Here is a 22,076-nt window from a genome sequence, read left to right as displayed (position 1 = left end):
CGAAGAGGGTAGTGCAGGTTGTGGCCTAGCCGAAGTAGCGCTTGAGGAGGCCAGCAAAGGCACGGCCGTGACGGGCTTCGTCGCGGGCCATCTCGTGCACCGTGTCATGGATTGCATCGAGGTTTGCAGCCTTGGCACGCTTTGCGAGATCCGTCTTGCCGGCAGTGGCGCCGTTCTCGGCCTCGACACGCATCTCGAGGTTCTTCTTGGTGGAGTCGGTCACGACCTCGCCGAGGAGCTCGGCGAAGCGGGATGCATGATCTGCCTCCTCGAAGGCAGCCTGGCGATAGTACATGCCGATCTCGGGATAGCCCTCGCGCATTGCGACGCGGCTCATTGCAAGATACATGCCGACCTCGGAGCACTCGCCGTTGAAGTTGGCACGGAGGTCCTCGATGATGTCCTCAGGAACGCCCTCAGCCTTGCCGACGCCCACGACATGCTCGGCAGCCCAGGTGAGCTCGCCCTCCTGCTTCGTGAAGCGGGAGCCGGGGCAGCCGCACTGGGGGCACTTGTAGTCGGCAGGCAGCTCGTCGCCGTCGAACTCTTCCACGTAACCGCAGACGGGGCATACAAACTTCATGGCGCATTTCCTCTCTCTTTTGCCGGGACAGCGCTTCCGTCCCGATCTTTCTGTTCCCGAACAGGAATGCCTCTCATAAGGGTCTCCCTTAGGCGTCTTATGGAGAAGCTGCTTCTCCGCATGAAACACACATTTGACCAGCATGCATCTGCTACGATGGCCGAGCATGTTCCAGAGGGGTGCTTGCATTCTTATCAGGAACAGTTATTATGATAGACAGGAGAAGCGGCAAGTCAAGGACTTTCTGCCCGACTCTCCGAAGCTTTACGGATCCCAGACGCTGTGCTCTGGACCCAGGAAATGAGGAAGCATGACAGAGAGAAGAAACACGAGGCAGCGCCAGCTGGTGCTCGAGGAGGTGCGCTCCCGGCACGACCATCCGACGGCTGAGCAGATCTTTGATGAGGTGCACAAGGTCGACGAGCATCTGAGCCGCGCCACGGTCTATCGCAATCTCCACCTTCTGGCTGACGAAGGCATCATTCTCTCGATCAAGGCGCCAGGCGGGGAGAGGTTCGACCTTCGTACGGATGAGCACGCCCATGTGATCTGCGTCCGCTGCGGCAAGGTCATGGACGTCGGCGTCCATGAAGACCAGACGCTCGATGCCCAGGCAACGGCCGACCTGCGTCCGTTCGCGGAGGGGGGCTATCCCTGGACTGTCTATTCGCATGCCACGATCTTCCAGGGCCTCTGCCCGGAATGCGCAGCGAAGGAGCAGGCAGAGAAGGAAGCTTCTGCCACGGCGTAGGCTCCGCTCTGCTCTGTCGAACGGAGCGATTCTGTCGGTGAACGGAAAATGAAGGACATCTGCTGGAAACAGTGGATGTCCTTCTGCTAAAATCATACATGGCAAGATTGTTACTCATCCCTTGAGGCATTACTTGCGCGAAGTGTGGCATGACTCGAAGTCCTCGTCTCGCGTAGAAGCCTGAAGGGTATTTTTTTATGCGCCTTGTCAAGAAGATCAACAACAACGTAGCGCTCGGCTTCGATGATTCCGGCCGCGATGTCGTCGTGTTCGGCAAGGGCGTCGGCTTCAAGCACATGCTATACGACATCACCCCCACCGACGAAGTGCAGCGTATCTTTTTCGATGTGAGCAGAGGCATGGCAGGCACGCTTGCCGGGCTTTCCGACAATGTGCTTCTGGCTGCCTCCGATATCGTCGATCTTGCAAAGATGGAGCTTGAGTGCAAGCTCAACCCCAATCTCGTCGTGACCCTTGCAGACCATATCCAGTTTGCCATCGAGCGCCGCCGCGAAGGCATCGATGTCCAGAATCCGCTCCAGAACGAGGTGGCATTCGTCTACCCGAACGAGCTCAGGATCGGACGCACCGGTGTCGCTATGGTCAATGTCCGCGTCGAGGATGCAGACCTGCCGGAGAGCGAGGCCTGCTCGATTGCCCTGCATATCGTGAACGGCGAGATGGGCGGGGCGGGAGACACCTCGAGCATCGACCTGGTGATGGAGACCGCCCGCATCATGAAAGAGGTCACCAAGATCATCGAGAGCGAGCTCGGCGTCACGCTCGATCGCCGCTCCTATGCCTACAACCGCTTCGTCGGCCATTTCCGCTACCTTGTGGCCCGCCTCTCGCACGGCGAGAGCGAACAGAGCAAGAACAGCTCGCTGTTCGAACAGGCGGCGGAGGATTTCCCGGATATCTACAGCTGTGTCGAGAAGATACAGCAATACCTTGCTGATACCTACGGATGGAGCTGCTCGAATGAGGAGCTGCTCTATCTGATGATGCATGTGAACCGTCTCGTGACGGCTCGCTAGCCGCATATCCGGACGTGGGAGGACGCGTCCTGATAGAGCCCTATGGGGGAAGCCAAAGGTCTTAAGGAGGAACCAATGGCAGAAGGAAAGTACGACTATCTGGCCGAACAGATCCTGGAGAACGTAGGAGGGAAGGACAACATCCGCTCTGTCGCGCACTGCATCACGCGCTTGCGCCTCAAGCTCAAGGATGTGGACAAGGCCCAGACCGATGTCATCGAGAAGCTTCCGGGCGTCATCAAGGTCATGAATGCCAACGGCCAGTACCAGGTCGTCCTCGGCAACAAGGTCGAGGATGTCTACGATGCATTCCTCAAGATCTCGGGCCTGACCGGCGCCGGCGAAGTCGCTGTCGACGACGATGGGGAAGGCGAAGAGAAGACGGTCCTGTCAGTGATTGTCGACCTGATCTCCGGCATCTTCGCGCCGATGCTCGGCACCTTCGCCGCTGCCGGCATCATGAAGGGCATCCTTGCCTGCTGCACGGCCTTCGCCCCGGCCTTTGCGACCTCGGGTGCCTATACGCTGCTCTATACCGTGGCTGACGGCATGTTCTACTTCCTGCCGGTCGTCCTTGGCTACACGGCCGCCAAGAAGTTCAAGATGAACGAGTTCAATGGCCTTGCCATCGCCTTCGCGCTCGTCTATCCGACGATGGTCGCGCTCACGAAGGGCGAGATCCTGGGTTCGGTCGACCTCGGCGTCTTCGGTACCTTCTCCTGGTACGCCACCTTCTTCGGCCTGCCAATCATCATGCCGGCCTCTGGCTACACGTCGTCGGTCATCCCGATCCTTCTGATGGTCTGGTTCGGCTCTGTGGTCGAGCACTGGGTCAAGAAGTGGATGCCTGCCTCCCTCAAGATGTTCTTCACGCCGCTCATCGTCGTCACCGTCTCGGTCGTCGCAGGCTATCTGGTGATTGGCCCGGTCGCTACCCTGCTCACGAACCTGCTCTCCGCCTTCTTCCAGCTGATCTTCGGCCTTCCGGTCGTCGGCTCGATTGTCGGCTGCGTTGTGGTCTCCGCCTTCTGGATGGTCCTTGTCATCTTCGGCTTCCACTGGTCGCTCGTGCCTATCGCCCTGGTCAACCTCACGACGCTCGGCCATGACTTCATCCTTGCTTCCGTGATCGGCCACTCCTTCTCGCTCGGCGCCGTCGTCTTTGCGATGTATCTCAAGAACAGGGACGAGAACTTCCGCGAGATCGCGCTTCCTGCCATGATCTCTGCCTTCTTCTTCGGCGTTACCGAGCCGGCTATCTACGGCGTCGCGCTTCCCGACAAGCGTGCCTTCGTGAATGCCTGCATCGGCTCTGCTGTGGGCGGCCTCATCATCGGCATCTCGGGTGCTGTCGTCTACATCTCCGGCGGCCTCGGCGTCTTCAACTGGCTCTCCTACATCGATCCTTCCGGCACCATGGGCGTGACCTACATGATCTGGGCCATCGTTGCCTCGGTTGCATCCGCGATCGTGGGATTTGCCCTCGAGTTTGCGTCCTACAAGCCCGAAGCTTCCAAGGCATAGCTTCGCAGGGCGTACGCGTTCATCATCTGATAGCTGAATCGGAGGGGTCTGGTCATCCAGGCCCCTCCTTTGGAAAGGGGAAGAGATGGCATTTCCGAAGAACTTTCTCTGGGGCGGCGCGACTGCAGCCAACCAGGTCGAGGGCGGCTACCTCGAGGGAGGCAAGGGCCTCAATGTCCCTGACATCATGACCGGCGGTACGGTCTCGACGCCACGCACGGTCACGCCGGCAGGCGTGAAGCCGGGCGTCTTCTATCCAAGCCACGAGGCAGTGGACTTCTACCACCACTACAAGGAAGACATCGCGCTCTTCGGCGAGATGGGCTTCAAGTGCTACCGTATGTCCATCAACTGGGCGCGACTCTTCCCGCGTGGCGACGAGGAGAAGCCCAATCCCGAAGGCGTCGCCTTCTACAAGAGCGTCTTTGAAGAGTGCCGAAAGCACGGCATCGAGCCCATGGTGACGCTGTCGCACTATGAGCTGCCGCTTGCCCTTTCCCATGAGTACGGCGGCTGGTCGAACAGGAAGCTCACCGATTTCTTCGTGAACTATGCGAAGACCTGCTTCACCGAGTACAAGGGCCTTGTGCGCTACTGGCTCACGTTCAACGAGATCAACTGCGCGATGATGGGCGGCTTCGGCAACATCATGGGACTCGGCATCCTTCCTGATCATGACTGGGACGTGAACTTCGCCGACTGTCCGTGGGACGATCCGCAGAAGCGCTACGAGGGCCTCCACAACCAGTTCGTGGCATCCGCGAAGGCCGTGCTCGCAGCGCATGAGATCGATCCTGAGAACAAGGTCGGCTGCATGATCGCAGGCAGTGCGAACTATGCCTATACCTGCAATCCGGACGATGTGCTCGCGGCGCACGATGCGATGGACAGGAGCAACTTCTACTGCGGCGATGTCCAGGTGAGGGGCAGCTATCCCTGCTGGGCACCGGAGCTCTGGAAGAAGGAAGGGGTCGATCTTTTTGATCTTGCCCTAAAGGACGCCGACATCCTGAAGGCGGGCACGGTCGACTTCTACGCCTTCAGCTACTACATGAGCTCCACGACCTCGACGGAGAAGACGGCCAGGGAGGGCGGCAACATCTTCGGCGGCGCCGGCAACCCCTACCTCAAGAAGTCCGACTGGGGCTGGGCCATCGATCCGGAGGGTCTGCGCTACTATCTCGAGTGCGTCTATGACCGCTACCAGGTACCGCTCATGATTGTCGAGAACGGCCTCGGCGCCGTCGACAAGGTGGAGCCGGATGGCTCCATCCACGATACGTACCGCATCGACTATCTCAGGACCCACATCCAGGAGATGGAGAAGGCCATCGAGCACGGCGTCGACCTCATGGGCTACACGATGTGGGGCTGCATCGACCTGGTGAGCGCCTCGACCGGCGAGATGAAGAAGCGCTATGGCTTCATCTATGTGGACAAGGACAACGAGGGGAAGGGCACGCTTGCGCGCTCCCGCAAGGATTCCTTCTTCTGGTACAAGAAGGTCATCGCAACGAATGGAAATGACTTAAACTAGGAGTGCCTTCGGCAAGAGGCGCTGCAGCCTGCGGCGCATATGCGATACAAGGGAGTGCATCATGGGATTCTTCGACAAGTTCAAGAAGGCGGCAAAGCCCGCCAAGCCTGAAGCGCTGGGCGTCTCTGCGCCTGCAGGCACCGTTCTTGCTCCGGTCACCGGCAAGGCCGTCAAGCTCGAGGATGTGTCCGACCCGGTCTTCAGCTCCGGCGCTATGGGCAAGGGCTGCGGCATCGAGCCTGAGGGCGAGTGCGTCTATGCACCGGTCTCCGGCACCCTTACGGCAGCAGGTGCCCCGAACTACCATGCTCTTGGCATCCAGGGCGATGACGGAGCAGAGGTCCTCATCCATGTCGGCGTCGACACGGTCGAGATGAAGGGCGAGGGCTTCAAGGTCTACGGCGAGAAGGGCGCTCATGTGAAGGCAGGCGAGCCCCTGCTTTCCTTCTCCAAGGACAAGATCAAGGCTGCTGGCCATGACACTGTCGTTATCATGGCTCTCACGAACACCGACGATCTTGCTTCCGTCGAGTTCACGCACGAGGGTCCGGTCAAGGCAGGCGAGCCGGTCATCAGCTTCAAGAAGTAGGCTGCTGACGCTATCGCGTTGAAGCATGGGAGGCGCTCCATCTCGAGGATGGGGCGCCTCTTCGTGTTTGAAAAAAGACAAGCCACGGATGGCCGCTGTCCCATTCCTCATCTCCGAAAAATGCATCTGCTGACCCATAAATGGGGTATAGGGATGCTTCAGCGAAAAGAACAAATGTTCTATTATAGAGAGGCCTGCAAGATGATACCGAATATGACACCATTCTAGGGAAGGAAGGACCATATAAAAATGGGATAAGCTGCTGAAACGTGTGCAGGCTCTTTCCGGCAATTTGAGGTTTGAGGAGCTGTGCAAGGTGCTGGAAAACTGCGGATATGAAATGTCTCGACCGTCAGGTGGAAGCAGCCACTGCATGTTCCGAAAGCCCGGCAGGAATCCCATCACGATACCGCGTCATGTCCCCCATCAAGATACAGAGAACTTGTCCGCGAAGCAGTCGAGGAGGCAGGCCGTGAAGAAGATTGATTACTATTTGAATCTGCCCTACAGGCTGGAGATCGTTCCCGACCCCGATGAAGGGGGATTTGCAGCGCGCTATCCTGAACTTCCGGGATGCATCACATGCGGCAACACGTTGGACGAGGTTGTACAGAATGCTGCTGATGCAAAACGTGCTTGGCTCGAGGCTGCGCTGGAAGAGGGTGTGGATATAGCTGAGCCGAAGACGGATGAGAGCTATTCTGGCCAGTTCAAGCTCCGCCTCCCGAAGAGCCTCCACCGCTCTCTTGCCGAACACGCAAAGGCTGAAGGTGTCAGCATGAATCAATACTGCCTCTATCTCCTTTCCAAGAACGATGGAGCGGAGTCAAGTCGCTTCGACCGGAAGAGCATTGTGGCGGAGTAGTCTCTTGCGACAGCCTTGCGCGGTCATGACAGTGCGTGTCAATTCAAAGGCAGGGCCTGCAGCGATGTGGCTGCAGGCCCTGCCCAGTTCTTTGTGGCTACGCGCCTTAGTGATGGAAGAGGCGCATGTGCGTGAAGCACATGGCAATGCCGTACTTGTCGGCGGTCTCGATCACGTTGTCGTCGCGGATGGAGCCGCCAGGCTCGACGATGTAGGAGACGCCTGACTTGTGGGCGCGCTCGACGTTGTCGCCGAAGGGGAAGAAGGCGTCGGAGCCAAGCGTCACGCCGGTCTGCGTGGCAATCCAGGCCGCCTTCTCCTCGCGGGTCAGGACCTCAGGCTTCTCGGCGAACCACTTCTGCCATTCGCCGTCGCGCAGGACATCGTCGTGCTCGTCGGAGATGTAGACATCGATCGTGTTGTCGCGGTTCGGACGGCGGATACCGTCTGCGAACTTGAGGCCGAGCACCTTCGGGTGCTGGCGCAGATACCAGGTATCGGCCTTGTTGCCGGCAAGGCGCGTGCAATGGACACGGCTCTGCTGGCCAGCGCCGACGCCGATGGCCTGGCCATCCTTCACGTAGCAGACGGAGTTCGACTGCGTGTATTTGAGCGTGATGAGGGAGATGACCATGTCACGCTTGGCCTCATCGGGAATATTCTTGTTCTTCGTCACGACCTCGTTCAGAAGGTCGGTCGAGATCTCGTAGTTGTTGTGGCCCTGCTCGAAGGTGATGCCGAAGACATCCTTCTGCTCGACCGGTGCACACTCGTAGTTCGGATCGATCTGGACGACGTTGTACTTGCCGCCCTTCTTGGAGCGCAGGATCTCGAGCGCCTCGTCCGTATAGCCCGGAGCGATGATGCCGTCGCTCACCTCATGCTTGAGGTACTGTGCGGTGCGCTTGTCGCAGATATCGGAAAGTGCTGCCCAGTCTCCGTAGGAGCTCATGCGGTCGGCACCGCGGGCGCGTATATAGGCGCAGGCGATAGGGGTGAGCGGACCTTCATCGTCGACGAAATAGATCTGCTTCTCGATATCGGAGAGCGGCGTTCCCACAGCGGCGCCTGCCGGGCTCACGTGCTTGAAGGAGGCAGCGGACGGCATGCCGGTTGCACGCTTGAGCTCGCGGACCAGCTGCCAGGAATTCAGGGCATCGAGGAAGTTGATGTAGCCAGGCTTGCCGGAGAGCACGGTCACGGGCAGGTCGGAGCCATCCTTCATGAAGATGCGGGCAGGCTTCTGGTTGGGGTTGCAGCCATACTTGAGTTCCAGTGAGTTCATCGCTTACTCTCCTTCACGTGCATTGAACAGGCGTACCGTGCCTTCGACATTCGTGTAGAGGCTGACCTTGTTGTCCTTGTTGAGGGCTGCCCAGATCTCGTTAGGCTCGGGCATCGTGACCTTTATCGGCTCGCCAGCAAAGCTCGGAAGTGGATTGCCGTCTCCCTGGTAGGTGCTGATGAAATAGCCGGCACCCTCTTCGACGCCTTCATAGACGAAGAACTCGCGGCAGCACTCGTCGGCTTCCGTCTCTGCATGCTTCAGGATGGAGATTGCGAAGGAGCCATCCGGATGGAGGACAGAGGAGATGCGTGGCGTGAAGTTCGGGCTATCGGGCTCGAAGCGGCGCTTCAGGCAGCCGCGGAAGAAGTCCTTCTCTTCCACGATCGTGTCGGTCTGGTCGCCGTTCGTCACGACGAGGGCATCTCCCATCGTGCGGACAGGGTGGTAGATGATAAGCGAGGGATCTTCAAGCTTCGAAGGGTCGTATGCCTCGGTGCGGATGCCGTCATCGGTCGGGACGAAGATGCGGTTCCTGCTGTTTGCGGAACGTCCCATGATCCAGTAGTAGACACGCTTGTGTCCGACCACGATGCCGCGGCCTGGATAGGGATTGCCTTCGAGCAGTTCCAGAAGATCTTGCATGGTCTTCCTCTCTATTCGGCACAGCCCAAAGGAGGAAGGCACATGAGGGCCCGCGCTCCTTCACGAAGCTGCGCATGCCCAGACGGTCGGCGAATGTATGGCAACGCTGCTTCCCCGTGGTAGGCCCACGTTTTATCCGTCAGTCACAGCGCACGCTCTGTCCAGGACAGCAGCTGCTGCCCTGATGCATACGATAGCACGAGCAGGAGAGCTCGGATGGCCTGTTCGCCCGAGCTTGGAAAAGATGCATGAAGCCATGGGGGGTGCCGAAGGCAGGGCCGAGGTAAGGACTCTATGTCCAAACGGAGCAGATGCACCTCGGAAGAGAAGCTTCCTGCTACCCTTTCAGGGAATGCCGGGATGGACCTGGCAAGGACGGAATGGAGCAGGCGTGAGCAAGCGCATAGTGCTGGTAAACGATCTCTGCAGCTACGGGACCGTATCGCTGACGGCAATGGATGCAGTCCTTTCGCGCATGGGCTATGCGACGAGCCTCGTGCCGACGGCTCTCGTCTCGAGCACGTTCAACCGCGAGGAAGTGGCCGTGCTCGAAACCGGCTCCTATGTGCGCGATGCCTTTTCTGCTCTCGACCGGCTGGGAGTGGAATTTGCAGCCGTCGCCACGGGCTACATTGCCACCGAGGACGAAGCTCACTCCATTGCCGACTTCTGCCGCAAGAAGGCAGAGGAAGGTGCGGCCATCTTCGTCGATCCTATCATGGGAGACAACGGTTCCCTCTACCACGGCGTCGATTCTGGAAGCGTCGAGCGTATGAGGAAGCTTGTCGCACTGTCCGACTATGCTGTGCCCAACGCGACAGAGGCCTGCCTTCTTGCCGGCATGGATCCCTCGAAAGAGGAGCTGACAGAGAAGGAAGCGGAAGAGCTCGTGGCACGCCTGAGAGAGCTTGATGCTGGGTCTCTTGCTATCACGAGCTGCCGCGTGGAAGGCGCGGACTGCGTGCTCGGATACGACAGGCAGCAGGACAGAATCTTCCGTCTTGCGATCGACTATATCCCCTGCTACTTTGCCGGCACCGGCGACATCTTCTCTTCTGTCATGCTCGGCAAGGTCCTCTATGGCACGCCTTTCGAGGAAGCGGTGCGCACTGCGATGGACCTTGTGCGTACGCTCATCTGGCGTCACAAGGACCAGGAGGATGTATTCCTGGGCCTTCCGCTCGAAGAGGAGAACGAGCTTCTCGGCAGCCTGACATAGAGGCAATTCCAGGACATGCCGGCTGCGCGCATTGCATCAAAAAGAAAAGCATGAAGAACGGCAGGCATATTCCAGAACCATGCAAGAGGGCTCCGCACCACGATGGGCTGCCCTTCTCGGAACGCAGGCTTCTGTGCCAGGTTCTGTGGTGCAGTTCATGAGGTGCGGAGTCCCCAGCTGTTTCGGCGGAAGATATGCTCAGTCGTTTCCGAAGCGGCCGCCCGTTGTCGGATAGCCGTAGATCGAGCCGTCCTTGATCTGGATCTCGTCCTCCCAGGGCAGATGATACTTGCCTGCTGCGAGGTCCTTGATATAGGTGAGGCCGCAATCGCTCTCGCCGCCTGGCTTTGCGACATAGCCGCGGTGGCCGAGGTTGTAGATGTTGTTCTCGAGACCCCAGGTACGGCGGGCATTGTCTGCGAGTTCGGGGTAGATCTCGCCCGTCACGATTTCCCAGGGATTGCGCTGCCCCTGGACGAGCGTCGTGCCGTCGAAGTTGCAGATCTGGCCCTCGCCGAAGTAGTAGAACGTGTTGTCGTAGCCTGCGAGGTTCACCGAGACCGTGTACATGAGGTTCTGCCAGGCATTCGAGCGGTTGGTCAGAATCCACTGGTCATTGACCTGCGTGCTGTAGCCGGAGATGCGGATATAGACATTGCAGCCCTTGTAGGCAGCTTCGCGGGCAAGCTCGGGAATCATCCCGTCATGGCAGATGCATACGGAAAGCTTCGAGCCGCCAGGACCTTCGCAGACCGGCATGCCGAGGTCTCCTGGATACCAGGGCTCGATGGGGTTCCAGGGGAAGAGCTTGCGGTATTTGAGGATGATGTTGCCCGAAGGATCGATGATGATTGCGGTGTTGTAGGGATTCTTGTTCGGGTCGGGATTGCGCTCCATGATGGAGAAGACGCCGTAGACGCCGGCCTCCTGGCAGGCTTTCGAGAAGGCGTCGGTCTCCGGTCCAGGAATATCGCAGAGGAATTCGTCGGTCAGCCACTTGGAGGTATTCAGCCCCTGCGTGCTGTACTCAGGGAACACGATGAGCTCGACACCCGGATAGCCAGCCTTGGTGGCATGGACCGTGCGCACGATGCTTGCGACCTGGCGGTCGATATCTTCCCGGCTGTTGACGACCGGGGCCGGGAACTGGACTGCTGCGACAAGAAATCCGAGCTTTGGCTTGCTCATGCTGCCGATAGATCCCATACATTCCTCCGTCCATAGCCCAAACCTGCCACTCGATGCCAGCACTGACATTATATGCAATAAAATGCATATATTTGGAAGCTGCCGCTGGAGGAGAGAGCTGTCGTACCAGCAGTGGGCCTGTCATTGCCTGCGTCGAATACACTTGAAATCGTAGAGCTGAAGTGGTTTGAAAGCAATGAGGAAGACAGGGATATCTGAGTGTTTACGGGAATAGGCAGAATCGGAAAAGCCATTGCTACAGATCTGAAATATGTGTAACAACTGAATAATTATTCATTCTGAGCCCCAGGTACAGCCGGAGCTCTCGGAGGACCGGATGCGGCTAGGGAAGGGGCATGGCAGAATGCCGGCTGCATCCGTCAGAGGATGCAGCCGCTGCTTCAGAGCGCAAGGAACATCTCATGCACGGCCAGGCTCTCTTCGAGCTCGGGATGGAAGGCAAGGCCAAGCTGGGCTCCCTGCCTGACGGCGACAATGCGGCCATCCACCTTGGCCAGGACTTCCACCTCGGGGCCTGCTTTCTTGATGTAAGGCGCCCGTATGAAGGTCATGCCGATCTTTCCCAGTCCCTTGAACTCGGCTTCGGTCCGGAAGCTTCCGAGCTGGCGTCCGTAGGCATTGCGCTGGACTGTGGCATCGAGCGTGCCGAAGTGGCTCTCGGGGCGCGCGGCGCTCCGGTCTGTGCCATCCTCCACGTCGTCCTCGATGTTTCTGGCCAGAAGGATGAGGCCTGCACAGGTTGCAAGAACGGGCATGCCGTCCTCGATGCGCTCGCGGAGAGGGTCCAAGAGCCCCTCCTTCCTGAGGAGCCTTCCCTGCACCGTGGATTCTCCTCCCGGCAGGATCAGACGGTCGAAGTGACGCTTGAGGTCTGCCTCCTCGCGGATCTCGAAGAAGGGCTCTCCCAGCTCTTCGAGCTTCTGCTCGTGCTCTATGAAGGCGCCCTGGAGCGCCAGCACTGCTGTCCCCATCACTTGCCCCGCTCTGCCATGAGAAGGTCGATCTCGTCCTTGTTGATGCCGACCATGGCCTCGCCGAGGTCGCGGGAAAGATAGGCAAGCTTCTCGGGGTCCTGCCAGGCTGTGACGGCGCCGACGATAGCAGCTGCATGCTTGGCGGGGTTTCCGCTCTTGAAGATGCCAGAACCAACGAAGACGCCTTCTGCGCCGAGCTCCATCATGAGGGCAGCATCGGCTGGCGTGGCGACGCCTCCTGCGGCGAAGTTCACGACGGGGAGCTTTCCTGCATCATGCACGCCCTTCGCAAGCTCGTAGGGCACCTCGAGCTGCTTGGCGGCCTCGAAGAGCTCGTCTTCCCGAAGGGCTTGAAGCTCACGGATCTCCTTCTGCATCTGGCGCATGTGGTGCACAGCCTGCACGACATCTCCTGTGCCTGGCTCGCCTTTCGTACGGATCATCGAGGCGCCTTCCTGGATACGGCGGAGTGCTTCTCCCAGGTTCTTGGCGCCGCAGACAAAGGGCACCGCGAACTTCGTCTTGTCGATGTGGTAGATGTCATCAGCAGGCGAGAGCACTTCGGACTCGTCGATGTAGTCGATATCGATGGCCTGAAGGATACGTGCCTCTGCGATATGCCCGATTCGGCATTTTGCCATGACCGGGATGCTTACGGCCTTCTGGATGCCTTCGATCATCGCAGGGTCGCTCATGCGGGAGACGCCTCCTGCAGCCCTGATGTCTGCCGGTATCCTCTCCAGCGCCATGACTGCGCACGCCCCTGCATCCTCGGCGATTCTGGCCTGCTCGGGCGTCGTGACGTCCATGATGACACCACCCTTGAGCATCTGCGCAAGCTCGCGGTTGAGCTTTGCGCGCTCCGGTCCTGCTTCCTGGCCCTTTGCTCCCATCGTCCATCCTTTCTGCTGCCTTCTGTGCATGCGGGCGAGGATAGGGGATAGCTGGTTCTGTGTTTAGAGCCAGAAGACATATAATTGGCAGGATCAGAACAAGGCCAGATCATGCAGATAGATAGGACCAGCAGATGCTCTCTCTCGATCTCGCAGACCGTGGCACGCTCTCGCGCTCCGAATATCTCTACCGGACCATCCGCGATGCAATCGTGGCAGGAGAGCTTGCCCCGGAAGAGAAGCTGACTTCCAAGAGGAAGCTTGCAGACGAGCTTGGCTGCTCCCTCATCACCGTGGAGTCAGCCCTCTCCCAGCTCGTGGCAGAAGGCTACATCGAGGCACGTCCCCGTCGCGGCTACTATGTCGAGCGGCTGGGAAAGCTTCCGGAGGCTACGGCACAGGCACTGCCCAAGGCAGAGGTGAAGACTCTCCCAGAGGGGGAGCAGCTCCGCATCGATACATCGCATCTGCCAGCACGTCCCGACAGAAGCGCACTGCTCCTCTGGGAGAGGAGCCTTCGGCATGTCCTTTCGGCAGAAGACCTCGACGAGGCATTCTCTTCGCTCACGCCACAGGGATTGCCGAGGCTCCAGCAGGCGATAGCCACGCATCTCGCTCAGACGCGCGGCATGAGGGTGGAGGCAGACCAGATTGTCGTGGCAGCAGGCGCCCAGGTGCTCTACCAGCTTGTGGCGCAGCTCCTGCCGGCAGGCTCCCTCTGTGCCGTGGAAGACCCGGGATTCCCGCGCATTGCAAGGACCTATGAGGCAGAAGGGAAGAGGGCGGTGCCGGTCCCGCTCGATGCAGAGGGCATCGCAATGGAAGGAATCAGGAGCAAGGATGTGCAGCTCGTGCACGCGATGCCGTCGCACCAGTTCCCGACCGGCCGTGTCATGAGCATCTCCCGGCGCTATGAGCTTCTGGGCTGGGCTGCGGAGGTGCCTGGCCGCCTCATTGTCGAGGATGATTATGACTGCGAGTTCAGGCTCGCAGGAAGGCCCATTCCTGCTCTTGCAAGCATCGACGCGACGGGTGCTGTCATCTATATCGGCACGTTCTCGAAGAGCCTGGGTCCGGTCGTGCGTGCAGCCTATGCAGTGCTTCCGCCTGCAGCAGCGCGGCGCTACGAGGAGCTCCGGTCCTTTGCGGCAGGCACGCTCGGCACGATCGACCAGCTCGCACTGGCTACGATGCTCGAGGACGGAAGCTACGAGAGCCATGTCGCACGCTACCGGAGGCTCGTGAAGGAGCGTCGTGACCATCTTGCGGAGGCGCTTGCACGGGAGCTCGGGGAGAGCATGAAGCTCGAAGAGGCAGACTCCGGCCTCCATATGGTGCTTGCGCTCAGGCTTCAGCCCGCATGGTGCGGACGCGAACAGGAAGCAGAAGAGGCGCTTGTGGAAGCTGCCAGAAAGTGCGGCATAGGGCTTGCAGCGCTCTCCTCGTATGCACAGCTGCCGTATCGAGGAGACAGGTCTGCGCGCTTCGTCCTCCAGTACGAGCGGCTCGAAGATGGAGAGATGGAAGAGCTTGCCGCAAGTCTCGGCACGCTTGCGCGCAGGACAGGAGTCTGTGGCTGAGGGCTATTCCCACGTCTTCCAGACGTCGGGTGCATAGCCGACCGTAGCCTGGCGGCCGTTCCTCACAATCGGGAGCCTGATGACCTGCTGGTTCTCGAGGAGGACCCCTTCGAGCATCGCCTTCGGCGTGTGCTGCACAAGGGCCAGGGCATAGCCATCTTTGCAGGCGGGATCGATCAGGGCTTCGAGGCCGCCTGCGGCACGGGCGACGGATTCGAGCTCGCCCTTCGCGATGCCCTTCTCCTTCATATCGATGTACTGGAAGCGGATGCGGCGCTCCTTGAACCAGCGCTCTGCCTTCTTTGCGTCATTGCTCTTCTTCGTCCCGAAGATCTGGATGTTCATCGCGGCCTCCTCTGGAATATTGTTCCATCCATGGTAGGCGAAGGCGGGATGCGGTGGAAGGAGGGGCTGCTGCCGTGCTGGAAGGCTACCGGTTTTCGGGGTACACCTCCTAAAACATTCAAAAACAGTCACCGAAAATGAAGATTAGTGCTTGAAAATGACGGATTTTGGGTGCATACTGTCTTCAGCAACCAGGGAGAGGGATGAAAGATGCTCGCGACAGAACGCCAGGACCTCATATGCAAGCTCGTGGCGGAGCAGGGGAGCGTCACGACCCCTGAGCTCATGGCCGCGCTCGATGCATCAGAGTCGACGGTGCGCAGAGATCTCGATACCCTCATGCGCCAGCGCAAGGTCGTGCGCGTGCACGGTGGTGCCTGTGCGCCGAAGCGCCATATGGTCATCCAGGACTCGCCGGTTGCGCAGAAGCGCATGGTGAACCTCTCTGCGAAGGAGAGGATCGCCGCCTACGCTGCGACGCTCGTGAATCCGGAGGACTTCGTCTTCATAGATGCGGGATCCTCGACGATGATGCTTGTCGATTCGCTGACGGAGACCCATGCGACCTATGTCACGAACTCCCTTCCCCATGCCCAGGCGCTTCTGGCCAAAGGCATGAAGACGTATCTTCTGGGCGGCATGGTGAAGCCCGTCACGGAGGCAGTCGTCGGGGAGGACGCTATCGCCTCGCTCGAGCGCCTGCACTTCACGCTCGGCTTCTGGGGCACGAATGGCATCTCGCTTTCTGCTGGCTTCACGACGCCTGAGCTTTCCGAGGCCAAGGTCAAGGAAGTGAGCATCGCCCATACGCAGAGCCCCTATGTGCTTGCGGATGCGACGAAGTTCGACCAGGTCTCTCTCATCACGTTTGCAGCCTTCGACCAGGCTTCCATCATCACGGACCATCTCGATCCCGAGAGTGCCTATAGCAATGCGGAGAACATTGTGGACCTAGAGGAGGAGCGCCCATGATCTACACCGTCACCTTCAATCCGTCGATTGACTACATCGTGCGGATGCCCAGGCTCGTGCCTGGAGAGATCAACCGTGTCACCTATGAGGATGTCCTGCCGGGCGGCAAGGGCATCAACGTGAGCATCGTGCTCTCGAACCTCGGACACGCTTCCTGCGCGCTCGGCTTCGTTGCCGGCTTCACCGGACGCGAGATCGAGTCCCGCATGCAGGCCTACGGTGCGACGTGCGACTTCATCCAGGTGAAGGAAGGCATGAGCCGCATCAACATGAAGATCAAGGCCGAGGAGGAGACTGAGATCAACGGCATCGGCCCGAAGATCGAGGAGGCAGACATCGAGGCGCTCTATGCAAAGCTCGATGCCTTGAAGGCTGGCGACGTCCTGGTCATTGCAGGCTCTGTTCCTTCGATGCTTCCGTCCGATATGTACGAACGCATCATGGAGCGTCTCTCCGGCCGCGGCATCGAGATCGTCGTCGACGCTGAGCGCGACCTGCTCGTGAAGGTGCTCCAGTACCATCCCTTCCTCATCAAGCCGAACAACCACGAGCTCGGCGCCATCTTCGGCGTGGAGCTCGAGAAGAGGCCGGATGTCGTGCCGTATGCAAGGAAGCTCCAGGAGATGGGCGCCAGGAACGTCCTCATCTCCATGGCGGGAGAGGGAGCCGTTCTCGTGCCGGAGAAGGGCGACGTCGTCGAGAGCGCGGCGCCGAAGGGCACGGTCGTGAACTCCGTCGGTGCCGGCGACTCCATGGTCGCAGGCTTCATTGCAGGCTACGAGGAGAGCAAGGGCGACTACGCCACAGCCTTCCGCATGGGCGTCTGCACGGGATCTGCGAGCGCATTCTCGCCGAAGCTTGCAACGCGTCCTGAGGTCGAGGCACTGCTCAAGACCCTGTAGCCAGACCTGCCGGAAGGCAGCCGAGATAGGTAGAGCGTGCCGGCATCATTGCCGGCGCTTCAGGGGGCACTTCATGGTGCCCAGACAAGAGAGGGGAGCAACGTGAAGATCACTGACTTGCTCAAACCCGAGGGAATCAAGGTGGGCGCCACGGCGACAAGCCAGGATGACGCAATCAACCAGCTGATTGCCCTCCAGGATGCCTCAGGCAACATCAACGATACGGTTGCCTACAAGAAGGCCATCCTTGCCCGCGAGGCAGAGTTCTCGACGGCCGTGGGCGACGGCATCGCCATTCCTCATGCCAAGACCGCAGCCGTGAAGCGTCCGGGCCTGGCGGCGATGACGGTACCGGGCGGCGTGGACTGGAATGCACCGGACGATGCGCCGGCAGACCTCATGTTCATGATCGCAGCTCCGGAAGGCCAGAACAACGCGCACCTCGAGATGCTCGCCGAGCTCTCGAAGCTCCTGATGCACCAGGAGTTCGCAGACGCCCTGCGCGCTGCCAAGACGCCGGAAGAGTTCATGTCCGTGATCGACGACGCCGAGGCAAAGCGCGAGGCGGCAGATGCTGCCAAGGCCGCTCCTGAGGCAGTGGCAGCTGCAGGATACCCTGAGGTCCTCGCGATCACCGCCTGCCCGACCGGCATTGCCCACACCTACATGGCAGCCGAGAATCTGGAGAAGAAGGCCAAGGAGATGGGCATCACGCTCAAGGCCGAGACCCAGGGCTCTGCAGGCGCCAAGAACATCCTGACGGCTGACGAGATCGCCCACGCAAAGGGCATCATCATCGCTGCAGACAAGAACGTCGACCGTGCACGCTTTGGCGGCAAGCAGGTCCTCTCCACGAACGTCTCCGCCGGCATCAACGAGCCGGAGAAGCTCATCCAGACCATCCTCGACGGCAAGGCTCCCATCCAGGAAGGCACCTCGGTCTCCGCTTCCGAGACGTCGGGCGAGAAGGACTCCACCTGGCACGTGATCTACAAGCACCTGATGAACGGCGTCAGCCATATGCTCCCGTTCGTTATCGGCGGCGGCATCCTCACGGCCATCGCCTTCCTCGTCGACCAGCCAGGCCTCGGCACTGCCGCCTACGGCTCCTCGATCCCGGCGGCTGCGTTCTTCAAGACCATCGGCGGCGAAGCTTTCGGCATGATGCTGCCGATCCTTGCAGGCTTCATTGCCATGTCCATCGCTGACCGCCCGGGCCTTGCGCCGGGCTTTGTCGGCGGCCTCTTTGCCAAGACCGGCTACAGCCTTGCCTACATCACGCTCCTGAACTCCGACCCCAAGGCGGCAGCGGCTTCGTGCATCTCCGGCGGCTTCATCGCAGCGCTCTTTGCCGGCTTTGCGGCAGGATACATCGTCCTCGGTATCGAGAAGCTCTGCGACCATATGCCCGACTCGCTTGAAGGCATCAAGCCGATGCTCATCTATCCTCTGCTCGGCACGCTTGCAATCGGTGCGGTCATGTTCGTCCTGAACCCGCTCTTCGGCGCCATCAACACCGGCCTCAACAACTGGCTGAACGGCATGGGCACGACGAACATCGTCCTTCTCGGCGCTGTTGTCGGCGGCATGATGTCGATCGATATGGGTGGCCCGTTCAACAAGGCAGCTTACGTCTTCGGCACTGGGGCTCTCGCGGCTGGCACGACCTCGGGTCAGATCATCATGGCTTCTGTCATGGTCGGCGGCATGGTTCCTCCTCTCGCTATCGCTCTCTCCACGACCTTCTTCAAGAACAAGTGGTCCAAGGCCGATCGTGACGCCGGCATCGTGAACTACATCATGGGCCTTTCCTTCATCACCGAAGGCGCCATTCCGTTTGCAGCAGCAGACCCCGGCCACGTGCTTCCGTCCTGCATCATCGGCTCTGCCATTGCAGGCGCCCTCTCCGCAGCCTTCGGCTGCACGAGCCCCGCTCCTCACGGCGGTGCCTGGGTCATTGCCGTCATCGGCAACCCGGTCGGCTACCTCGTCGCCCTCGTCGCTGGCTCCATCATTGCCTGCCTCATCCTCTCCCTCTGGAAGAAGTCCTACCAGCAGGAGGCCTAAAGGTCCAAGGCACATATCCGCTCCATCAGGGAAGCAGCTCTTCGGGGCTGCTTCCCTTTTTGCAATACAGGCAATGGGGAATACTGGTCACAGAGACAAGGAGGAGCCATGGGATTTGTCTGGCCGTGGAAGCGGCAGAAGAAGGTCAATCAGGTGCCGGACGAGATGGCGGCAGCGGCACATGCGGCATCTCTTGCAGAAGGCACGGATGCAGAGGGTCCGAAGAGGCGCCTCGAGCTTCGCTATTCCGGCAAGGTGCAGGCGGTGGGCTTCCGCTTCCAGGCACAGGTGCTTGCGCAGTCTGTGGGCGTCACGGGCTGGGTCAAGAACCTCGACGACGGAGACGTGCTCCTCGAGGCCGAGGGGACGGCGGCGCAGCTTTCTGCCTACAAGAAAGGGATAGAGGACCTTTCGCAGAGCCGCAATACCTGGATCGATGCCAGGCTCGTCTCGGAGCGGGAGGTGCCCTGCGTGCACGACACCAAGTTCCGCGTACAATACTAGGGACTTAAGAATGCTGGGATAGCATATTCCTCTTCAGAAAGGCAGCTCATGATCAAGGAACTCGTGAAGGACGAAGCCATCCTCTCCAAGCCCTGCGAGAAGGCAACAGCAGAGGATGCAGCGCTCGCACAGGATCTCGTGGATACCCTCGATTCGCTCGAGGATGCATCCTGCCTCGCAGCAAACCAGATCGGCGTCTCGAAGGCCGTCTGCGCACTGACGGATGACAACGGGCACGACTATGTGTTCTACAATCCGAAGCTCCTCTTCGGCATCCGTCCCTACAAGACCGAGGAAGGCTGCCTCACGAAGGATGCGGTCTCGAAGGTCACGCGCTACCAGAAGATCCGTGTGAGCTACCAGGAGCTCAAGGACGGCAAGCTCGTCTCCGAGACCCGTGATTTTGTGGGCTGGTATGCGCAGATGATCCAGCACATGATCGACCACTGCCAGGGAAAGCTCGTCTAGAGAAACGCTTTTCGCGCCGTTTCGCAAGACGCGATAGAATTGTCCAGATCGAAGAATGGCCCATCAGCACGGCATCCGCACCGAAGCTCTGGCACAGGGAGGCATCATGCCCAGACAGGAACTCGTCACCTATTTCTCGGCTACTGGCACTACAGCCAAGCTGGCTGCCCGGATAGCTGGGATTCGTGGCTGCGAAGCGGTGCCCATCCTGCCGAAGGTGCCCTACAGCGTAGCCGACCTGAACTGGGGCGATACCGGATCTCGAAGCTCGCTCGAGATGGGCGACGATTCCTGCCGGCCTGAGCTCGAGCCCCTGGAGCGCAATCTTGCGGACTACGGCGTCATCTTCGTCGGCTATCCGATCTGGTGGGGACAGGAGCCCCGTGTCATCGATTCTTTCCTCGAGGGCAATGACTTCACGGGCAAGATCATCGTCCCCTTCGCGACGAGCGGCGGCTCAGATATGGGATCCAGCCCTGCCCGCATCCAGGCGCTGACACCGGGCTCGACGGTACGTGGCGCACGTCTTCTTTCTGTGGCGTTTCCGGACGAGGTGCTTGAGCGCTGGCTCGGCGAGCTGCAGTTCGAATAGCGGTACGTCTGAAGTCCGATGCATGAAGATGCAGGAACGCCCGTCCGGCAGCTGGACCGGACGGGCGTTCCTGTCGAGGATCTCTTCCTGTAGCGCTCTTCCGCTCAGCAGCAGGAGGCTACGCAGCGGGGCGCCTCTGCCGTACATCTGAGCTCTCCGAAGAAGGAGGCAAGCATCCCTGCTTCTGCAGGATCGATCGAATAATGGCACCAGCGGCCTTCGCGGCGGCAGCTGACGAGCCCTGTCTGGCAGAGCACCTTCATGTGGTGCGAGAGCGTGGCCTGCGTGATATCGAGCTGCTCGAGGAGCTCGCAGGCACAGATCTCGCCTTCGTCTGCTATTGCCTGGACGATTGCGAGCCGGTTCTCGTCCGCGAGTGCCTTGAAGACAGCGAGCATCCTGGCATCCGCTGCAGCGCGCTGCTGGCAGAGCCGTCTGTTGAGCTCACGGAGATGCTCGGCTATCCTGTCAGCGCACTCCTCATAGCCTTCAGGGGCTCCGCCCATAGGGTCTTCGAGCTCCCAGTCTTCGCGGTGCGTGCAGGGAAGCGCAGGACAGCTGACGCCGCAGCCCATCGTGACAGCGATATCGGCCTTGCCGATGGCAGACAAGGGCTTCGGATGGAGGCCTTTGGCAGAGATGCCCCTCCTGGCAAGCTCTGCGGCAGCTCCCGGGTCTATCACAGGCGCCGGGTCGGTCCCGGCAGAGCAGGGCTCTGCCCACGCGGGCAGAATCTCGCGCGCAAGCGCTTCTGCCATCTGGCTCCTGCAGGCATTGTGCGTGCAGATGAAGGCAATCTTCACCGTGCGTCCGCCCTCTTTGGCCATGCAAGCCTCCTTTCGAACATGCGGGCAGCATTGACCAGCATGATCAGCGTCGGCACCTCGATCAAAGGACCGATGACGGCAGCGAACGCCTCCTCGGATCCAAGCCCGAAGGTGGCGGCGGCAACGGCAATCGCAAGCTCGAAGTTGTTGCCAGCGGCCGTGAAGGCGACCGATACACAGCGCTCATAGGAGAGGCCCTGGGCGTGGGCTGCGAAGAAGGAGCCGAAGAACATCGCTGCAAAGTAGATTATAAGCGGGATTGCAATGCTCATGTACGGTAAAGAAGCAAGCAACCGAAAACAATAGATAGACCGCCAGCACTACACTATTCCGAACCAAAGACCAAAAGATAAGCATTTTGAGAAAATCTAAACTTTTGGATTTTCCTACAATGCCGACTACGGCGGAATCCCTCCCACTCCTTATATATTTCTTTCTGTATACATTGAATTTGTATTTAGTAAAATGCAGACAACACCACGGATCGGCTTTTGGCTGGACAATTCCAACCAAACACCGCAGCAGACAGTAGAAACCATTCTGAACGTTAGGAAGCCGGTATGATTGTTACATATAAGGGGAAGAAAAAGGTTGATTTCACCTGTCATCCGTACACTCCGGGGGCAGGTCAGGATTCCTGCAGCTAGCCGAACGGATGCAGCTGCCTGTGCACGGCCTCCTTCCTGCCGGAACGGTGTGCAGATTCCG

General features: G+C 59.7%; 23 protein-coding genes and 1 riboswitch. Of the genes, 14 read left to right on the top strand and 9 right to left on the bottom strand.

The window, feature by feature from the left end; genetic code table 11:
* Positions 1 to 25: 25 nt before the first annotated feature.
* Positions 26 to 583, bottom strand: coding sequence for a ferritin family protein (locus tag VXJ24_RS07830; protein WP_330972372.1), 558 nt, complete (start codon positions 581 to 583; stop codon positions 26 to 28).
* 310 nt (positions 584 to 893) lie between these two features.
* On the opposite strand from VXJ24_RS07830, the gene VXJ24_RS07825 reads away from it, so the two are divergent.
* The 6 genes from VXJ24_RS07825 (at position 894) to VXJ24_RS07800 (ending at position 6,886) form a co-directional block, all read left to right on the top strand.
* Positions 894 to 1,334: a Fur family transcriptional regulator gene (locus VXJ24_RS07825; RefSeq protein WP_330972371.1), complete on the top strand. Its 441-nt coding sequence runs from the start codon at positions 894 to 896 to the stop codon at positions 1,332 to 1,334.
* Between the two features lie 197 nt (positions 1,335 to 1,531).
* A complete protein-coding gene (locus VXJ24_RS07820) occupies positions 1,532 to 2,371 on the top strand; it encodes a PRD domain-containing protein (protein WP_330972370.1) in 840 nt (279 codons plus the stop codon).
* A 75-nt stretch (positions 2,372 to 2,446) separates the two neighbouring features.
* Positions 2,447 to 3,895, top strand: a complete 1,449-nt coding sequence (locus tag VXJ24_RS07815; RefSeq protein WP_330972369.1) for a PTS transporter subunit EIIC — start codon at positions 2,447 to 2,449, stop codon at positions 3,893 to 3,895.
* An 85-nt stretch (positions 3,896 to 3,980) separates the two neighbouring features.
* A complete protein-coding gene (locus VXJ24_RS07810; RefSeq protein ID WP_330972368.1) occupies positions 3,981 to 5,432 on the top strand; it encodes a glycoside hydrolase family 1 protein in 1,452 nt (483 codons plus the stop codon).
* A gap of 61 nt (positions 5,433 to 5,493) precedes the next feature.
* The gene (locus VXJ24_RS07805) at positions 5,494 to 6,021 is read left to right on the top strand and encodes a PTS sugar transporter subunit IIA (protein WP_330972367.1); all 528 of its coding nucleotides are present in this window, start codon (positions 5,494 to 5,496) and stop codon (positions 6,019 to 6,021) included.
* A 271-nt stretch (positions 6,022 to 6,292) separates the two neighbouring features.
* Complete coding sequence (locus VXJ24_RS07800) at positions 6,293 to 6,886, top strand: toxin-antitoxin system HicB family antitoxin (RefSeq protein WP_330972366.1); 594 nt, start codon at positions 6,293 to 6,295, stop codon at positions 6,884 to 6,886.
* Positions 6,887 to 6,992: 106 nt separating this feature from the next.
* Here the strand turns inward: VXJ24_RS07800 and VXJ24_RS07795 are convergent, their stop codons facing one another.
* Positions 6,993 to 8,171, bottom strand: coding sequence for a phosphoribosylaminoimidazolecarboxamide formyltransferase (locus VXJ24_RS07795; RefSeq protein WP_330972365.1), 1,179 nt, complete (start codon positions 8,169 to 8,171; stop codon positions 6,993 to 6,995).
* 3 nt (positions 8,172 to 8,174) lie between these two features.
* The gene (locus VXJ24_RS07790; RefSeq protein WP_330972364.1) at positions 8,175 to 8,816 is read right to left on the bottom strand and encodes an IMP cyclohydrolase; all 642 of its coding nucleotides are present in this window, start codon (positions 8,814 to 8,816) and stop codon (positions 8,175 to 8,177) included.
* Positions 8,817 to 8,885: 69 nt separating this feature from the next.
* Positions 8,886 to 8,973: riboswitch (ZMP/ZTP riboswitch) on the bottom strand.
* A gap of 234 nt (positions 8,974 to 9,207) precedes the next feature.
* Here VXJ24_RS07790 and VXJ24_RS07785 point away from each other — a divergent pair.
* Positions 9,208 to 10,035 (top strand): bifunctional hydroxymethylpyrimidine kinase/phosphomethylpyrimidine kinase, encoded by an 828-nt coding sequence (locus VXJ24_RS07785; RefSeq protein ID WP_330972363.1) that lies wholly within the window; start codon positions 9,208 to 9,210, stop codon positions 10,033 to 10,035.
* Positions 10,036 to 10,233: 198 nt separating this feature from the next.
* Here VXJ24_RS07785 and VXJ24_RS07780 read toward each other — a convergent pair whose 3' ends face one another.
* The 3 genes from VXJ24_RS07780 to pdxS form a co-directional block, all read right to left on the bottom strand.
* Positions 10,234 to 11,241, bottom strand: a complete 1,008-nt coding sequence (locus VXJ24_RS07780; protein WP_330972362.1) for a formamidase — start codon at positions 11,239 to 11,241, stop codon at positions 10,234 to 10,236.
* Between the two features lie 383 nt (positions 11,242 to 11,624).
* Positions 11,625 to 12,215, bottom strand: a complete 591-nt coding sequence (pdxT, locus tag VXJ24_RS07775) for a pyridoxal 5'-phosphate synthase glutaminase subunit PdxT (RefSeq protein ID WP_330972361.1) — start codon at positions 12,213 to 12,215, stop codon at positions 11,625 to 11,627.
* Positions 12,215 to 13,111, bottom strand: a complete 897-nt coding sequence (gene pdxS, locus VXJ24_RS07770) for a pyridoxal 5'-phosphate synthase lyase subunit PdxS (protein WP_330972360.1) — start codon at positions 13,109 to 13,111, stop codon at positions 12,215 to 12,217. The genes pdxT and pdxS overlap by 1 nt, the downstream gene beginning before the upstream one ends.
* Before the next feature lie 134 nt (positions 13,112 to 13,245).
* Here pdxS and pdxR point away from each other — a divergent pair, with 134 nt between their 5' ends.
* The gene (gene pdxR / locus VXJ24_RS07765; RefSeq protein ID WP_330972359.1) at positions 13,246 to 14,691 is read left to right on the top strand and encodes a MocR-like pyridoxine biosynthesis transcription factor PdxR; all 1,446 of its coding nucleotides are present in this window, start codon (positions 13,246 to 13,248) and stop codon (positions 14,689 to 14,691) included.
* Between the two features lie 3 nt (positions 14,692 to 14,694).
* Here pdxR and VXJ24_RS07760 read toward each other — a convergent pair whose 3' ends face one another.
* Positions 14,695 to 15,036 (bottom strand): arsenate reductase family protein, encoded by a 342-nt coding sequence (locus VXJ24_RS07760; RefSeq protein WP_330972358.1) that lies wholly within the window; start codon positions 15,034 to 15,036, stop codon positions 14,695 to 14,697.
* A 210-nt stretch (positions 15,037 to 15,246) separates the two neighbouring features.
* Between VXJ24_RS07760 and VXJ24_RS07755 the strand changes: the two genes are divergently transcribed.
* The 6 genes from VXJ24_RS07755 (at position 15,247) to VXJ24_RS07730 (ending at position 20,541) form a co-directional block, all read left to right on the top strand.
* Positions 15,247 to 16,008 (top strand): DeoR/GlpR family DNA-binding transcription regulator, encoded by a 762-nt coding sequence (locus VXJ24_RS07755; protein WP_330972357.1) that lies wholly within the window; start codon positions 15,247 to 15,249, stop codon positions 16,006 to 16,008.
* Complete coding sequence (gene pfkB, locus VXJ24_RS07750) at positions 16,005 to 16,910, top strand: 1-phosphofructokinase (protein WP_330972356.1); 906 nt, start codon at positions 16,005 to 16,007, stop codon at positions 16,908 to 16,910. Before VXJ24_RS07755 ends, pfkB begins: the two co-directional genes overlap by 4 nt.
* A 102-nt stretch (positions 16,911 to 17,012) precedes the next feature.
* Positions 17,013 to 18,977 (top strand): PTS fructose transporter subunit IIABC, encoded by a 1,965-nt coding sequence (locus tag VXJ24_RS07745; protein WP_330972355.1) that lies wholly within the window; start codon positions 17,013 to 17,015, stop codon positions 18,975 to 18,977.
* A gap of 108 nt (positions 18,978 to 19,085) precedes the next feature.
* Positions 19,086 to 19,481, top strand: coding sequence for an acylphosphatase (locus VXJ24_RS07740; protein ID WP_330972354.1), 396 nt, complete (start codon positions 19,086 to 19,088; stop codon positions 19,479 to 19,481).
* Between the two features lie 48 nt (positions 19,482 to 19,529).
* Positions 19,530 to 19,949, top strand: coding sequence for a peptide deformylase (locus VXJ24_RS07735; protein ID WP_330972353.1), 420 nt, complete (start codon positions 19,530 to 19,532; stop codon positions 19,947 to 19,949).
* A 106-nt stretch (positions 19,950 to 20,055) separates the two neighbouring features.
* On the top strand, positions 20,056 to 20,541 hold the full coding sequence (locus tag VXJ24_RS07730; RefSeq protein ID WP_330972352.1) for a flavodoxin: 486 nt from the start codon (positions 20,056 to 20,058) through the stop codon (positions 20,539 to 20,541).
* Between the two features lie 104 nt (positions 20,542 to 20,645).
* Here the strand turns inward: VXJ24_RS07730 and VXJ24_RS07725 are convergent, their stop codons facing one another.
* Positions 20,646 to 21,368 (bottom strand): metalloregulator ArsR/SmtB family transcription factor, encoded by a 723-nt coding sequence (locus VXJ24_RS07725; protein ID WP_330972351.1) that lies wholly within the window; start codon positions 21,366 to 21,368, stop codon positions 20,646 to 20,648.
* A complete protein-coding gene (locus VXJ24_RS07720) occupies positions 21,341 to 21,640 on the bottom strand; it encodes an arsenic resistance protein (protein ID WP_330972350.1) in 300 nt (99 codons plus the stop codon). The genes VXJ24_RS07725 and VXJ24_RS07720 overlap by 28 nt, the downstream gene beginning before the upstream one ends.
* Positions 21,641 to 22,076: the final 436 nt, after the last annotated feature.

Source organism: Olsenella kribbiana, from assembly GCF_036408795.1.
GTDB classification, from domain to species: domain Bacteria; phylum Actinomycetota; class Coriobacteriia; order Coriobacteriales; family Atopobiaceae; genus Olsenella_L; species Olsenella_L kribbiana.
This window is presented reverse-complemented; position numbering and strand designations above follow the sequence as displayed.

Excerpts from the sequence above, each read along its gene's own strand:
- VXJ24_RS07795 (WP_330972365.1), bottom strand. The coding sequence starts at position 8,171 with ATGAACTCACTGGAACTCAAGTATGGCTGCAACCCCAACCAGAAGCCT.
- VXJ24_RS07815 (WP_330972369.1), top strand. The coding sequence starts at position 2,447 with ATGGCAGAAGGAAAGTACGACTATCTGGCCGAACAGATCCTGGAGAAC.
- pdxR (WP_330972359.1), top strand. The coding sequence starts at position 13,246 with ATGCTCTCTCTCGATCTCGCAGACCGTGGCACGCTCTCGCGCTCCGAA.
- VXJ24_RS07830 (WP_330972372.1), bottom strand. The coding sequence starts at position 583 with ATGAAGTTTGTATGCCCCGTCTGCGGTTACGTGGAAGAGTTCGACGGC.
- VXJ24_RS07740 (WP_330972354.1), top strand. The coding sequence starts at position 19,086 with ATGGGATTTGTCTGGCCGTGGAAGCGGCAGAAGAAGGTCAATCAGGTG.
- VXJ24_RS07720 (WP_330972350.1), bottom strand. The coding sequence starts at position 21,640 with ATGAGCATTGCAATCCCGCTTATAATCTACTTTGCAGCGATGTTCTTC.
- pdxT (WP_330972361.1), bottom strand. The coding sequence starts at position 12,215 with ATGGGGACAGCAGTGCTGGCGCTCCAGGGCGCCTTCATAGAGCACGAG.
- pdxS (WP_330972360.1), bottom strand. The coding sequence starts at position 13,111 with ATGGGAGCAAAGGGCCAGGAAGCAGGACCGGAGCGCGCAAAGCTCAAC.
- VXJ24_RS07755 (WP_330972357.1), top strand. The coding sequence starts at position 15,247 with ATGCTCGCGACAGAACGCCAGGACCTCATATGCAAGCTCGTGGCGGAG.
- VXJ24_RS07780 (WP_330972362.1), bottom strand. The coding sequence starts at position 11,241 with ATGGGATCTATCGGCAGCATGAGCAAGCCAAAGCTCGGATTTCTTGTC.
- VXJ24_RS07810 (WP_330972368.1), top strand. The coding sequence starts at position 3,981 with ATGGCATTTCCGAAGAACTTTCTCTGGGGCGGCGCGACTGCAGCCAAC.
- VXJ24_RS07735 (WP_330972353.1), top strand. The coding sequence starts at position 19,530 with ATGATCAAGGAACTCGTGAAGGACGAAGCCATCCTCTCCAAGCCCTGC.
- VXJ24_RS07725 (WP_330972351.1), bottom strand. The coding sequence starts at position 21,368 with ATGGCCAAAGAGGGCGGACGCACGGTGAAGATTGCCTTCATCTGCACG.
- pfkB (WP_330972356.1), top strand. The coding sequence starts at position 16,005 with ATGATCTACACCGTCACCTTCAATCCGTCGATTGACTACATCGTGCGG.
- VXJ24_RS07790 (WP_330972364.1), bottom strand. The coding sequence starts at position 8,816 with ATGCAAGATCTTCTGGAACTGCTCGAAGGCAATCCCTATCCAGGCCGC.
- VXJ24_RS07820 (WP_330972370.1), top strand. The coding sequence starts at position 1,532 with ATGCGCCTTGTCAAGAAGATCAACAACAACGTAGCGCTCGGCTTCGAT.
- VXJ24_RS07730 (WP_330972352.1), top strand. The coding sequence starts at position 20,056 with ATGCCCAGACAGGAACTCGTCACCTATTTCTCGGCTACTGGCACTACA.
- VXJ24_RS07805 (WP_330972367.1), top strand. The coding sequence starts at position 5,494 with ATGGGATTCTTCGACAAGTTCAAGAAGGCGGCAAAGCCCGCCAAGCCT.
- VXJ24_RS07760 (WP_330972358.1), bottom strand. The coding sequence starts at position 15,036 with ATGAACATCCAGATCTTCGGGACGAAGAAGAGCAATGACGCAAAGAAG.
- VXJ24_RS07825 (WP_330972371.1), top strand. The coding sequence starts at position 894 with ATGACAGAGAGAAGAAACACGAGGCAGCGCCAGCTGGTGCTCGAGGAG.